A 14,215-nucleotide genomic window follows, 5' to 3' on the forward strand; every position below is an offset into this window, starting at 1 on the left:
GCCCTGAGCACAAGTTAAGTGAATAAAAAAAGCGGCGCTTCTGCGCCGCTCTTTGTAACAAAACGCCTCAGGACGCGTCTGCCGTGGTTTCCGGCAATGACTCCGGCGGCTGCGGCGCAAAGCCACGCAGCCCGACAACGTGCACGTGTTCGCTGTTCTGGAACACTTTACGCACCAGTTTATAGGTGGTGCCTTTTTCAGGGCTGATGTTTTCCGGTGCCGCAATAATGAGCTGCATATCGAGACGTTCGCAAAGCTCGAACAGCGTGGCAATAGAGCGGGCATCGAGACGCGCCGCTTCATCCAGGAACAGCAGTCGGCATGGGGAGATATCTTTCCCGCGCAGACGACGTGCTTCATCTTCCCAGCTCTGCACCACCATCACCAGAATTGACATCCCGGTACCGATGGCTTCACCGGTAGAGAGCGCCCCGGATTCCGCACGCAGCCAGCCGTCTGAACCACGGTTAACCTCAACTTCCATTTCCAGGTAGTTGCGGTAGTCCAGCAGCTCTTCACCGATGGTTTGCGGCGTACGCTGGCCCATATCAATCTGCGGATTCAGGCGCTGATACAGCTTCGCCAGCGCTTCGGAGAAGGTCAGACGGTTGCTGTTGAACAGATCCTGATGCTGCTCGTGCTGCTCAGAGAGCACTTCCAGCAGCGTCGCGTGGGCTTCACGGACGTTGACGTTAAGACGCACGCTGTTGACCTGACCAAACGAGACGCTCTGCAGCCCCTGGTTCAGCTGGCGGATACGGTTCTGCTCGCGCTGAATGGTTTTGCGAATGATGTTCGCCACACTGCGGGAGCTGATCGCCAGCTTCTGCTCGCGGGAGGTCAGCTCTTCCGTCAGACGCCCCAACTCAATTTCCATCTGTTCGATGGCTTCGACTGGATCGTCGGTACGGATGATGTCCTGACGAATACGCTCGCGCAGGTGCTGATAAACGGCCACGAAGAACTGAATTTTACGTTCAGGACGTTTCGGATCCTCTGACATGCGCAATACATCGCGCAGATGTTCGTTATCCGCCACCGCCAGACGCAGCGCACCCAGCGCCTTATCCGACATCGAACGCAGCTCATCGGCAGAGAGGTATGCCAGCTCGCGACGGTGCAGGCGACGTTCAACGTTGTTGTCTTTCACCATGCGCATCACGGCGCACCAGCCCGCTTTCGCCGTCACGACCTGCTCACGCATTTCGTGATAGTCGCGCTCCAGCTTGCGCAGGCGACGGGTCAGGTTATCCATTTCCGCTTCGCAGAAGGTGAGCGCTTTCTCCAGCTGATTACGACGCGCACGGTTATTGCTGAGCTGGCTATGCAGCTCATCACGACGAATGCGCGCACGCTCTTCCGCCCCGCTGTCGGCACGGACGCCAATGTCCTGCAGCTCTTTCTGCAGGTCGTTTAACAGTTCTTTCTTGGTGTCGAAGGAGCTTTTCAGCGAGGCCAGCACCTGGTTGTACTGATTCAGCTGAGCAGAGTGGCTGCGCATCGCTTCGCGGGCGCGGGTACGTTCGGCTTCCGCCTGCTCAAGGCGTTGACGCAGTTTTTCATTCAGGTCGCTGTTACCGCTCAGCATTTCAGCCGAATCGGAGTAGCCGAAATGGGCCCGACGCTGCACCACTTCCGTCAGGGCAAACGCCTGCTGGCGCGCCTCGCGCTGCACCTGCTGCGACCAGGCATAATCTTCTTTTAACTGCTCGAACTGTTCCGGGTCGCTTTGCAGTACAGACACCACGGGCTCCAGCTTCGCCAGCTGGTTGCCGTGCTGCTGCACGAAACGCGCGGCTTCCTGGGCTTCATCCAGACGCTCCTGGATCTCATCCACGCGGTCGGCCAGCGTATCATCCGCCAGCAGGTTGAGGCGCGGCAGGATGCGGTTAAGGGCAGCGACGCCCTCTTTCGCCTGTTCAAACTGGACGCGGCTCTGCTGGTTGTCACTTTCATGACTGGTAATCGCGCGCTCCAGCTCGCCACGGCGGGTATTGAGCTTGCGGATTTCCGCTTCCGGGTCGGCTTCAAACGCCACGGCGAGATGGCTTCCGATAAAGCGGCTGAACGCCTGGTGCAAACGCTGGGTTTTCTGCACGTCAAACGACAGGGTCGCAAAACGTTCAGACAGCGTTTCACGCTCGGCGTGCAGGCTCTCGATGCGGCTTTCGCGCGCGGCGCGGCCAAACAGCGGCAGCTCGGGGAAGCGGGAATAGCGCCACTGGCGATCGGCGATTTTCACCACCACCGCTTTTTCCAGCTCGTCAACGCTGAAGACGCTATCATCGAACGACTGCGGATCCCCTTCGATCAGATAGAGATCTTCCGGACAATCCTCAAGCCCTGCCAGCTGCTCAGAAATCAGTGACAGATCCGGCACCACGATTGCGTTGCGGGATGGACCGTACAGCGCGGAGAAATACGGCGCATCGTCCAGGCCAACGTCATCGTAAATCTCAGACAGCAGTACGCCGCCAAAACGCTCGGCCAGGGTATTCAGACGCGGATCTTCTGACCCGCCCGGCTGGCTTAAGCGCTCGATTTCTTCATCCACGTCACGCTTGCGCGCGCCCACTTCGTCACGCTCAACGATGGCTTCGCGCTCGCGCTCCAGCAGCTGCTGCAGGTATTCGGTCACCTGCTGGCTGGATTCAAACTCCTCGCCACACTGTTCGCTGAGCTGGTTCAGGCTGCTTTGCGCTGCCAGCCAGACCGGCGCACGCTCCAGAAGCGTCTTCGAACGAGACTGAAGCTGCTCCAGCTCCTGACGCAGCGTCATACGCTGTTCGCTGGCGTTTGATACGGTATCAGACAGGGCCGCAATACGTGCTTCCAGCTCCTGATGCAGTGCCTCAAGCTCGTCGAAATCGTATTGTTTGCCCTGCCGCTTGCAGAACTCAGCGAGCAAACGCTCGGCTTCCTGCTGCTCGCGCAGGCGCTGTTCCAGTTCGTTCAGGCGCATACGCAGCGGCTGCACCTGTTCGGCCAGATGGCGCTGGTTCACGCCGTCGCGCAGCAGTTCACGGGCTACGTCCCAGGCTTCATTACGCGCCAGCGGGCCGTTAATCGCGACCACCAGCTGATAAGCCTGCTCAAACTGGCTGTGCGCCGTTTGCGCGACGCTCATTTTCTGTTCAAGTGAGAGCAGTTTCTCGGTAGCTTCCTGCTCTTTGGCCTGGAAGGTATCCAGCCACTCGTCGGCGCTGTCCGGCGTCAGGTCTGGCAGATGGCACAGCTCTTTCGCACGCTGCAGCGCCTGCAAAGCCTGGTTGTACTGAATCGCACGCGTCTGCTGCACGTCCAGCGCCTGCTGGTAATCAGCAAGCTGGCTTTTCAGCTCGTCCACTTCCAGCTCGGCAGATTCGGCGCGGGCTTCGTTCTCTTCCTGCATCTCGGCGGCTTCGGCCACCACTTCATTTTGCTCTTCGAGACGAATCTGCAGCTCATCGAGATCCGCTTCGTAGCGCTCGATCTTCTCCTGCTGGCGCAGCGCGGTCTGCACCAGGTTCAGGTGATCGCTGGCAGCCTGGTAATCGGCTTCCAGATCGCCTTCGGCACCGTTGTGCTCGCCCAGCTCGCGCGCCATCTCGACGTGCTTGTACTGCTCGGCCACCAGCTGTTTACGGGAGGTAAACAGTTCGCGGCGGTATTCTAACGCCTGGTCGAGATGGACGCGGCGCTCGTTGGCGTGACGCATATAGTCCGCCGCCACGTAGTTAGTGGCTTCGCTGATCAGGTGTTTAAACAGGTCGCGGTCAGACTGGGTAACGCGAATCGCTTCCAGCGTCATGCGGTTTTCACGCAGCGCCGCTTCCATATCCTGGAAGGCCTTACGCACGCCGCTATTTTCCGGCAGCAGGTAGTCGCGCAGGGAGCGGGTAATCGCGCTGGAGATACCGCCGTACAGGGAGGCTTCGATCAGACGGTAGTATTTGCTACGGTCTGATGCGGTGCGCAGACGGCGCGCCACCACGCCCAGATCGAACATCAGGGAGTGATAGTCGGTAATCGAGTTGAACTGCTTGAACTGCACGCCTTCAATAGCTTCGAGCTTGTCCTTCAGCTCCTGCAGCGTCAACACGCGCGCCTGGCGTTCGTTCAGGGTTTCCGTGAGCAGCGCGGTCGGCTGCACGGAGGTTGGCAGCCCCTGGATGGCAAACGGTTTGATATCCACTTTACGGTCGCGACCGGCGACCTGCTGCAGGCGCACGCCCACCACCACGCGCTGGTGACGCGAGTTAATGACGTCCAGTACGGAATAACAAACGCCCGCTTTCAGCTTACCGTGCAGACCTTTATCACGGGAGCCGCTTGTCGCGCCCGCTTCGGTGGTGTTACGGAAGTGAAGCAGCGTCAGATCGGGGATCAGCGCCGTAACAAACGCCGCCATGGTGGTGGATTTCCCCGCCCCGTTACCGCCGGAGAGCGTCGTGACCAGCTCATCCAGATCGAACGTTCGGGCAAAGAAGCCGTTCCAGTTAATCAGCGTCAGTGAGCGAAATTTACCGCGTTCAATCATTACTCTTCCTCCCCGCTATCCGGCAGATTCTCTTCATGCTCGTCGTTGAGCTGCAAATGGTTTTCCACCGGCATCGCTTCACCGTCGCGGATCATGCGAAGCTGCGCTTCACGCGCGTCATCGCCCGCACGCACGTCGGCGCCGAAGCGGAAGACCGATTCCGTAATGCGGAATTTGCTGCTGTCGTGGCCCATAAACCAGACCATCCCCAGACGGCGCAGACGGTTCAGGGAAGAGCGAACCTTTTCCTGTAATTTCTGACGATCGAGATCCGACCCCGTGGAGCGGTTGTTCACCAGCTTGAGCAGCTTGCTTTCATCCGCCAGCGTCAGCAGCTCGTCGTAAAGTTCCTGCTGGGTGAAGATCCCTTCATTCGCCAGACGTTCCGGGCTGAGATAGAGATAGCAAAGAATTTTGCCGACCATCATGTCCAGCTCGGAGAGAACAGAGCGCGGGATCAGGGTCGTGGAGCGCGGGCGCAGGTAGAAAAAGCCTTCCGGCGCGCGGATAAGCTCCACGTTATAGCGGGCGTAAAACTCTTCCAGGTACTCCTGGAAGTCCATCAAAAAGGCGTGATTATCCAGCTCGTCCAGGCCAATGTGACGACCGGCACGTAGCTGGCTGTCCAGCGCCGGAAATAACGGATTCGCCAGCGCCTGTGCCAGCTTAACTGGCATCACTTGTTCAATATTTGTCAATGACATGCGCCTGTACCTTGGCTCCGTAATCGTTAATTGGCTGCCACTTCGGCGGCAGTCCGGTGAAATCTGCTTGCGCGATACCCAGGCGCACCGCCTGGTCTACCACAATGCGGGCAACGTCGAAGTGGCGCGCGCGAGGATATTGCGCCAGATAGTCGCGCACCACGAGTCCAAGATCCAGCGGCGCTTGTCTGGTTTTGTAGACAGCGAGCTGTTCTTCGATCATCGCCGCAAGCTGCTCGCGAATTTCGTTGAATTCTTCGTACTCCAGATCCGGCGGCAGTTCACCGGTCACCTCTTCATCGCGCAATGCCATCTCTTCGTCGCGCATATCCAGCAGACGATCGGCATTGGCATAGGTCAGCGCCCACGGCGCATCAAAGTAGGTCTGTACCGACTGACGCAGACGCTGGGCAAAGACGCGGTTTTTATCCATATCAATCGCGGTACGGATAAATTTATGCACGTGGCGGTCATAGCCGATCCACAGATCGATCGACTGCTGGCCCCAGCTGATAATGCGGTCGAGTTTACTCTGCAGATCGAACACCAGACGGTCGATAAAATGCAGATCGTCGTGCGCCAGGGTCGCGTCCTGGATGCGCAGCAGGTTGGCCTGCAGCTTGTCCCCTGCGGCCTCCAGCGTATCCTGCAGTTCACGCAGAGTACCGGAGGTTTCTGACAGCAAAAGTTCACAGCTGGAGATGGCCGCTCGCCAGTCTTTATTCAGCAGCTGCGCGATATCGTCTTTCACCTGCTGCTGCTGTTCGTCCATCAGGCGCTGGGTGAGATCGATACTGTCGAAAATCTCGGCCACCGAGTATTTCAGCGGCGCGTAAACGTTGCGATGCCAGTGGAATTCGTCACCGTTTTCATCCGCCGCATCGGCGGCGCGCTTAAGCTCACCGGCCACGATCGAGAGCTGCATGGAAAGACGCAGCGTGGAAAATTCGCGCTGGCGAATATAGTAATCGGTGATGCCGATGCCCAGCGGCGTCAGGCGATAGATGGCGTTTCCTTCCGCCTGCTCGCTGGTAAAGCGGTTCAGCAGACGTTGACGCACCATATCGTTGATCGCGTTGTTGGCACGCACGCTAATGGTTTCGCTGGTTTGCTCAAACGCATCACTGACGTGGCGGAACGCATCCACCAGTTCACCCTCGCTCATTTCACCGTCCAGCCGCTCGCCGTTCAGCGTGGCAACCGCCAGCAGGAAAGAGAGTCTGTCTACCGGCAGCGAGATGGAGAAATCGTTTTTCCTGGCCCAGGCAACCAGTTCGGGGACTGTCTGGGAAAATTCACTCATAGGTTATCCTTGCATCTGCGGCTTGTGCGCGGTGACGTGAATATAGCGGCCAAGGCTGACAAAAGGCTCCTGGCGGCAATACCGCGTTTCTAATTCTGTTAAGGTGTCAAAACAGTCACGCTGTTTGTGTTTTTCACGCAGATAATCATGAAACACCCTGACGCCCGTCTTCCCGACGATCTGCCAGCCAATCTCTTCCAGCCAGCCGTAAACCTGCTGCGGATCGCGCGGATAGTCCGGGGAAAGCGTGCGTTTTTTCTTTTTAGGCATCCCGACCTGAACATAGTCGAAGTTTCCTGCCACCATATTGTGCATCAGGAAGCCGTTAGCATTGTAGAACATCAGCGACAGCGTGCCGCCCGGGCGCAACATCGACCACAGGGTTTGTAACACGCTTAGCGGATCGGCTACCCACTCCAGCACCGCATGAAACAATATCAGATCAACCTGGGTTTCCAAATGCTGTGCGATGTCCTGAGCGGCGCATTGTATAAAATGCATGTTGTCGCTCACACCTTTCTCTTCTGCGGCACGCGTCGCGCGGGCGACCATTTCAGCAGAAAGATCGCAAAGCGTGACGTGATGACCGAGCCCGGCCATTTTTATCGCCGTCTGCCCTTCACCGCCTCCGGCGTCCAGCACGCGCAACGTTTGGCCGCCAAAGGTAGCCAGAATGGTGTCCAGATCCTGCCAGAGGATCGTCTGACGGAGCTGCCCTTTCGTGGTGCCATAAATGTTGCGCGAAAACTTTTCCGCGATGTCATCAAAATTGCGATCCCGCATTGGGAGAGTTCCACTCGCTAACTGCAAAACCGCTATTTTGTCACACCCGCGCGGAGAATGAACCTCTCTGGTGTAATATCACGGGTAATCACCTGCTATATGGTCAAAAAAGGAACCAAAAAGGATGCTTTTTACCCTTAAGAAATACGTTGGAGGGATGATGCTTCCCCTTCCGCTGCTACTCATCATCATTGCGCTGGGGCTGGCGCTGGTGTGGTTTAGTCGCTTTCAGAAAAGTGGCAAAACGCTTATCACGTTCGGCTGGCTTGTCCTGCTGCTGCTGAGCCTGCAACCGGTGGCGGATGGCCTGTTACGTCCCATCGAAGCTAAGTACCCAACGTGGCAGGGAAACCAGAAAGTTGAATACATCGTAGTGCTGGGCGGCGGATATACATGGGATCCTGACTGGGCCCCCAGCTCGAACCTGATTAACAACAGCCTGCCGCGGCTAAACGAGGGCATTCGCCTCTGGCTGGCAAATCCGGGATCAAAAATGATCTTCACCGGCGCGGCGGCAAAAACGAACCCGGTGAGTACGGCTGAAGCGGGCGCCAGAATCGCGGAATCGCTCGGCGTCCCGCGTTCCTCGATTATCACCCTGGACAGCCCAAAGGATACCGAGGAAGAGGCCGCTGCGGTGAAGCAGGCGATTGGCGATGTTCCGTTCTTACTGGTGACCTCCGCCTCGCACCTGCCAAGAGCAATGATCTTCTTCGAGAAGCAAGGTCTGCACCCGCTTCCCGCACCGGCAAACCAGATGGCCATCAGCGCGCCGCTCAACCCATGGGAGCGGATTATTCCATCTCCGATGTGGCTGATGCATAGCGATCGCGTCGGCTACGAGACGCTCGGACGCCTGTGGCAGTGGCTGAAAGGATCGTCAGGCGAGCCAGGGCAGGAGTGACCTCGCCGCAAGATCGAAGTTGGCGCGATTGAAACGTCCGGTGTTGACCAGCTGCGCCACTTCGTCCCAGAGCAGGTAGAGCCAGCGTCGCCAGAGAAACGCCTCTGCAACGGGCGCGCGTTGAAGGTAGTGCCACAGTAACCCTTCCGCCGCCCCGCTGTCGCTGAGCCTGAACAGCTCATATTCGCGCGGCGCCCAGAGCATGATCCCCGGCCCCAACATTGCCAGAAGCTGATCGCTGCGGGAGTCCTTTAGCATGCTGCGCAGAGTAAAATTGCCGTGGATCAGAACGCAGTTGTCATTAAATCCTTCGAACAGTGCCGGCAAGCACTCGCGGGTGCGAAACAGGATACGTTTGTCCTGCATGGTTAAACCGGTATTGTTGAACTGGTTAAGCGTCCCCCACAGCACTTCCACCCGCTGGCGATACCACAGCGGCCACAGGTTTTCCTGAGTGCTGTCGACCGGACCGACAAGCCCGCGGCTATCCTGACGGTGCCAGGCCAGCAGCGCCTCGACAATCTGGTCTTTCAGCTGCTCCCAGCGTTCCGGCGTGCGCGCGGGCGCTTCAACGGGCACGCCGCGCAAACGCTCAATCAGCAGTACGTCCGGACCGGGGTGTTCCTCATGCGTCATCACGCCGTACACGGTCGGCATACGGACGGTCCCCTCCCGCGCCAGCATCGACATTTTCCACGCAAGCTGCCTGGCAACGCCCGGCGAGGTGAAACTTCTGGCCATCAGCGGCATCGGGTTGCCCTGGCTGTCATACAACGACCAAAGCGCGGTATCGGCCTTTTCACTCACGCATTCGACCCGGCTTAACTTCTCACCCAGAAGATGGCTAAGTTCGGCACGCAGCTGTTCCATATGAGATTACCCCCATTAAGACTACTGCTTTTATAATGAGCGCACAGCGTGAAGATGTCACCCGGAAGAGATCAATTAGGGTAAAGAAAGGGGAATTAGCGGGGAGAGGACATCCCCCCGAAAGGAGGGATGCAGGCGGGATTAGCGCAGCTCGGCGCGGACGCGCTCAAGATCTTCCGGCGTATCAACACCCGTTCCCGGAACTTCGCGGGCAACGGCAACGTGGATTTTTTCGCCATACCAGAGCACGCGAAGCTGCTCCAGCATTTCGATATGCTCCAGCGGGCTCGGCGCCCAGGCAACATAGCGACGAATAAAGCCGGCGCGATAGCCGTAGATCCCAATATGACGCAGGAAGGAATCACCGATGGTCTCTTTTGATACCGCAAAGCGATCGCGATCCCAGGGGATCGTGGCGCGCGAGAAATAGAGCGCGTAGCCTTCGGCATCCATGACAACCTTCACCGCATTCGGATTGAATGCCTCTTCAGCGTGGTGAATGGGCACCGCGAGCGTCGCCATACCGACCTGGCGCTGCGCCAGATTCTCCGCCACCTGACGGATAATAACGGCCGGGATCATCGGCTCGTCGCCCTGCACGTTTACGATGACCGTATCGTCACTGAAACCACACTTCTCAACCACTTCCGCCAGACGCTCGGTGCCGGACTGGTGATCGGCGCGGGTCATGCACACCTCACCGCCTGCGGCTTCAACCGCGCGGGCGACATCAGGATGGTCGGTTGCAACGATAATGCGGTCGGCACCGGACTCACGCGCCCGCTCAAGGACATGCACAATCATCGGCTTGCCGTTGATATCCACCAGCGGTTTACCCGGCAGACGCGTTGAGGCATAACGCGCAGGAATAATGACGACAAAACTCATGGTTTGCTCTCTTCTGCCACCAGGGAACGGGCTTCGTTTTCCAGCAATACCGGAATGCCGTCACGCAGCGGGAAGGCCAGACTGTCCAGCTTGCAAATCAGCTCCTGTTTGTCCTGGCTGTAGTAGAGTTTGCCGTTGCATACCGGGCAGGCAATAATTTCAAGTAAACGGTGATCCATAGTTCCTCCGTATGGGTAATCGCTAAAGCTTAACACATTCCCTTTTCAGGGAGTGCCTGTTTCCCAGCCACTTCGACAGGATGTGAATAACCCGTCAGGTGCCCGGCCAAGCGTCACGTCGTGAGCTCCCTGCCAACGCGCGAACTCGCTAATGGCGGAGGTTAGCCCTTTTTCCAGGCTCGCAGTGACCCTGACGCCCTCTTCCAGATAAAGCGCAATGACTTCCAGCGTGCCGGTCTTGCGGTGCATTTTGGCATCCATGCGGCCGACCAGTTGCCCCTTGTGCAGCAGCGGTAAAACAAAATAGCCGTACTGCCGCTTTGGCGCCGGGGTATAGCACTCCAGCCGGTAGCTGAAATCGAATAGCTGCTCAGCGCGCTTTCTGTCCCAGACCACCGGATCGAAAGGTGACAACACCGCGCTGTGCGTTGCCCGGAGTTTCCCCTCCAGGGCCTCGGGCAGCAGAGGGAGGAGATCCGCATGCAGCCACATTTCTCCCAGCGTTTCCACCGTGACGGGAATGACTCGCTGTTCGCGCTGCCATATCTCCAGCAGCGGCTTCAGCGCGGGCTGGCGAAGGCGGTAATAATCTGCCAGCCATTGCGCACGGAAAATACCCAGGCTGCGGGCGCTGTTTTCCAGCATGATGGCTTCGGCGGCCTCCTGAGTAAGCATGTCGCGCTCGTCGTCCCAGTGGGGCATCACGCGATGCGTCAGGTCATAAACGCGCTGAAAATTACGCCGTTCAATGACCATGACTTTGCCTGACGTGAATAACCCTTCCAGATGACGCTTGTGCGGTTTCCACTCCCACCAGCCGCTTGCACCTTTGCGGGGATGTTCAAAATCAGCGGAGCGAACGGGGCCTTTTTCCTGAATATGGCTGATAAGCTGCTCTATTTCGGCCGCGTGTTCCTGCATCCACGCCTGCCGGTATTTCCAGCCCATCTTTTCCGGGGCAAGCATACGGTGGCGCACCAGGGCAAAGTCGCTGCGGGGCAGGAAGCAGGCTTCGTGCGCCCAGTACTCCATCAGTTCCCCTTTGGAGAGCGCCTCATCCAGCCACTGCGAAGGATAACTTCCCAGACGGCTAAACAGCACCAGGTAAGGGCTACGGGCCACAATATTAATGGTGTCGATTTGGAGCAGCGACATGCGCTGGACGGTAGAGAGGATATCGGCAGGCTGCGCGCGGCGGCGGGGCTTTTTGAGCAGCCCCTGCGCGGCAAGGTGTAAATGACGTGCGGCTGAAAGCGAGAGTTGCGGTAAAGACATGCGTTTTCCTGTCAGTCAAAGCGCCACCAGAACCGCGTAAGTCTCTACTGCACCAACGCAATCAGTTCCTTGAGCAAGTGTTCCGGCTGTTCGCCGCTGAGTTCAGCGTCAACCGGCAGATACCACCAGTTTTCTTTCGCAAAGGCACGGCATTTCACCGCATCTTTTTCGGTCATGATCAGCGACTGTCCGGGTACGGTCAGGGCATCCAACTGCCCTTCCACCAGCGCCTGATGGTCGGCCAGCGGAACGCGTTTTTCAAGCCGGGCGCCACACTGCTCCAGCGTCGCGAAGAAGCGCGGCGGATGACCAATTCCCGCCATCGCCACCAGTGAAGGTAGCTCAGCAACCGACCGGCGTTCACCCGTCGCCAGGTTGACCGCCAGACCCGGCTGCAGGTTCATCGGGATTTCACCCGATTTTGCCTCTCCACCGTTCACAATCACTGCATCAACGGACTTCAGTCGCGAAGCGCGTTCGCGCATGGGGCCAGCAGGCAGCCACCAGCCGTTGCCGAAACGGCGAACGCCGTCAATAACCACAATCTCTTTATCACGCGCCAGAGCGTAATGCTGCAGGCCATCGTCAGTGATGATGATTTGTACCGCCTGTTCGGCAAGCAGTGCCTGAACGGCGTCGCTGCGGACCGGGGAGACCGCAACCGGCGCGCCGGTACGCTGGAAAATCAATACTGGCTCATCCCCCGCTTCTGCGGTCGTGGTTTCCGCCGACAGAAGCAATGGGTAATGCGCCGCTTTGCCACCATAGCCGCGCGACACCACGCCGGGGCGAATACCGCGCTTTTGCAACTGCTCTACCAGCCAGATCACCACCGGCGTTTTGCCGTTGCCGCCCGCCGTGAGGTTACCCACCACTACAACCGGCACCGGCGCGCGCCAGGCGCGCTTGATCCCCAGACGGTAAAACAGGCGAATAGTGCCGCTCACCAGGCCATACAGCCAGGAGAGCGGCAAAAGCAGCAGCCACAGCGGGGATTCACCGGACCAGATGCGTGCAATCATTCGCCGAACTGCATCTTATGAAGCTGGGCGTAAACGCCGCGGTGTTCCAGCAGATCAGCATGGCTTCCGCGTTCAACAATGATGCCGTCCTCAACCACGACGATCTCATCCGCCTGCTCGATAGTGGACAGACGGTGCGCAATCACCAGCGAAGTACGGTTCTTCTGCAGTTCATCCAGCGCCGACTGAATCGCGCGTTCAGATTCCGTATCCAGAGCAGAGGTTGCTTCGTCCAGGATCAGAATCGGGCTATCGCGCAGCAGCGCGCGCGCAATGGCGATACGCTGGCGTTGACCGCCGGAGAGCAGTACGCCGTTTTCACCGATTATCGTATCCAGACCGTTATCCATCTTGTTAATAAAGTCCATTGCATAGGCCATACGCGCGGCGTTCTCAATCTGCTCGCGGCTGTACTCGTCAGTGCGCGCATAAGCAATGTTGTTGGCAACCGTATCGTTGAAGAGATGCACGTTCTGAGAAACCAGCGCAACCTGGTTACGCAGCGACTGCAGGGTGTACTCCCGCAGGTCGTGACCATCCAGCAGGATCTCACCTTCGTTAATGTCGTAGAAACGGGTGATGAGGCTGGCAATGGTGGATTTACCGGAGCCGGAGCGGCCTACCAGCGCAACGGTTTTACCTGCCGGAATCGTCAGGTTGATATTGCGCAGAGCCGGCGTTTCGCGGCCTGGATAGGTGAAGGTCACGTTGCGGAACTCAACGTCGCCGCGCGCACGCTCTACCTCGCGTTTACCTTCGTCTTTTTCCTGTTCGGAATCCAGAATGCTGAACAGCGTCTGGCAGGCGGCCATCCCGCGCTGGAACTGGGCGTTCACGTTCGTCAGGGATTTCAGCGGGCGCATCAGGGCGATCATAGAGGAGAAGACCACGGTGATGGTACCCGCCGTCAGTGTCTCCATTACGCTCGGGAAGCTTGCCGCATAGAGAACGAACGCCAGCGCCAGTGAGGCAATCAGCTGAATGATCGGGTCAGAGATGGAAGAGGCCGAAACCATCTTCATCCCCTGCAGACGCATTTTGTTGCTGACTTTGTCAAAGCGTTTGGTTTCGACTTCCTGACCGCCGAAGATCAACACTTCTTTATGCCCTTTCAGCATCTGCTCTGCGCTGGTCGTCACCTGCCCCATGGTGTTCTGCATATTTTTACTGATATTGCGGAAGCGCTTCGAGACGACACGGATAGCAATAGAAACTATCGGCGCCAGAACGATAAGGATGATCGACAGCTGCCAGCTGTAATAGAACATCATCGCGAACAGGCCGATGATCGACGCCCCTTCACGCACGACGGTAATCAGTGCGCTTGAGGACGAGGAGGCTACCTGCTCTGAGTCGTAGGTGATGCGGGACAGCAGCGTCCCGGTAGACTGCTTGTCAAAGAATGAGACCGGCATGCCCATCATGTGGCTGAACAGACGACGGCGCATGGTCATAACCACTTTCCCGGAAACCCAGGAGATGCAGTAGCTGGAGATATAGCTGGTGATACCACGTAAGATCATCAGCCCGATAACCACCAGAGGCATCCATAGCAACACTGAGCGATCCGTTTTACCAAAACCGTCATCCAGTAACGGTTTGAGGAGCGATAACATAAAAGTATCGCTGGCTGCGTTGAGAATTAACGCTACACCCGCCACGATCAGGCCTGCTTTAAAAGGTGCAATCATCGGCCAGAGTCGGCGGAAGGTTTGCCACGTGGAGAGATCTTTGTCGTTATGCATTCAAAAAACCAGCATTTGTTGAA

11 protein-coding genes are annotated in these 14,215 nt (G+C 57.9%); 1 reads left to right on the forward strand and 10 read right to left on the reverse strand.

Features of this window, described 5'->3' with window-relative positions:
• Positions 1 to 67: 67 nt before the first annotated feature.
• Genes mukB through cmoM form a run of 4 tightly spaced genes read right to left on the reverse strand, consistent with a single transcriptional unit; the run spans position 68 to position 7,309 of the window.
• Positions 68 to 4,519: a chromosome partition protein MukB gene (gene mukB / locus AB8818_RS06565; RefSeq protein WP_192982979.1), complete on the reverse strand. Its 4,452-nt coding sequence runs from the start codon at positions 4,517 to 4,519 to the stop codon at positions 68 to 70.
• The gene (gene mukE, locus AB8818_RS06570; RefSeq protein ID WP_008499954.1) at positions 4,519 to 5,223 is read right to left on the reverse strand and encodes a chromosome partition protein MukE; all 705 of its coding nucleotides are present in this window, start codon (positions 5,221 to 5,223) and stop codon (positions 4,519 to 4,521) included. The genes mukB and mukE overlap by 1 nt, the downstream gene beginning before the upstream one ends.
• Positions 5,204 to 6,526: a chromosome partition protein MukF gene (mukF, locus tag AB8818_RS06575; RefSeq protein ID WP_041910621.1), complete on the reverse strand. Its 1,323-nt coding sequence runs from the start codon at positions 6,524 to 6,526 to the stop codon at positions 5,204 to 5,206. The genes mukE and mukF overlap by 20 nt, the downstream gene beginning before the upstream one ends.
• A gap of 3 nt (positions 6,527 to 6,529) precedes the next feature.
• Positions 6,530 to 7,309, reverse strand: a complete 780-nt coding sequence (gene cmoM / locus AB8818_RS06580; RefSeq protein WP_116340942.1) for a tRNA uridine 5-oxyacetic acid(34) methyltransferase CmoM — start codon at positions 7,307 to 7,309, stop codon at positions 6,530 to 6,532.
• A 124-nt stretch (positions 7,310 to 7,433) separates the two neighbouring features.
• Here cmoM and elyC point away from each other — a divergent pair, with 124 nt between their 5' ends.
• Complete coding sequence (gene elyC, locus AB8818_RS06585) at positions 7,434 to 8,213, forward strand: envelope biogenesis factor ElyC (protein WP_116340944.1); 780 nt, start codon at positions 7,434 to 7,436, stop codon at positions 8,211 to 8,213.
• On the opposite strand, the gene AB8818_RS06590 is transcribed toward elyC, so the two are convergent.
• The 6 genes from AB8818_RS06590 to msbA form a co-directional block, all read right to left on the reverse strand.
• Positions 8,190 to 9,083 carry a YcbJ family phosphotransferase gene (locus AB8818_RS06590; RefSeq protein ID WP_116340946.1) on the reverse strand — a complete coding sequence of 298 codons (894 nt, stop codon included), beginning with the start codon at positions 9,081 to 9,083 and terminating at the stop codon, positions 8,190 to 8,192. The genes elyC and AB8818_RS06590 overlap by 24 nt on opposite strands.
• Before the next feature lie 141 nt (positions 9,084 to 9,224).
• The gene (kdsB, locus tag AB8818_RS06595; protein ID WP_116340948.1) at positions 9,225 to 9,971 is read right to left on the reverse strand and encodes a 3-deoxy-manno-octulosonate cytidylyltransferase; all 747 of its coding nucleotides are present in this window, start codon (positions 9,969 to 9,971) and stop codon (positions 9,225 to 9,227) included.
• Complete coding sequence (gene ycaR, locus AB8818_RS06600) at positions 9,968 to 10,150, reverse strand: protein YcaR (protein WP_006174474.1); 183 nt, start codon at positions 10,148 to 10,150, stop codon at positions 9,968 to 9,970. Before ycaR ends, kdsB begins: the two co-directional genes overlap by 4 nt.
• Before the next feature lie 45 nt (positions 10,151 to 10,195).
• Positions 10,196 to 11,425, reverse strand: a complete 1,230-nt coding sequence (locus AB8818_RS06605; protein WP_116340950.1) for a winged helix-turn-helix domain-containing protein — start codon at positions 11,423 to 11,425, stop codon at positions 10,196 to 10,198.
• A gap of 44 nt (positions 11,426 to 11,469) precedes the next feature.
• The gene (gene lpxK, locus AB8818_RS06610) at positions 11,470 to 12,447 is read right to left on the reverse strand and encodes a tetraacyldisaccharide 4'-kinase (RefSeq protein WP_163328599.1); all 978 of its coding nucleotides are present in this window, start codon (positions 12,445 to 12,447) and stop codon (positions 11,470 to 11,472) included.
• Positions 12,444 to 14,192, reverse strand: coding sequence for a lipid A ABC transporter ATP-binding protein/permease MsbA (msbA, locus tag AB8818_RS06615; RefSeq protein WP_166710643.1), 1,749 nt, complete (start codon positions 14,190 to 14,192; stop codon positions 12,444 to 12,446). Before msbA ends, lpxK begins: the two co-directional genes overlap by 4 nt.
• Positions 14,193 to 14,215: the final 23 nt, after the last annotated feature.

Source organism: Enterobacter sp. KB-280D8, from assembly GCF_041399405.1.
GTDB lineage: Bacteria > Pseudomonadota > Gammaproteobacteria > Enterobacterales > Enterobacteriaceae > Enterobacter > Enterobacter cloacae_N.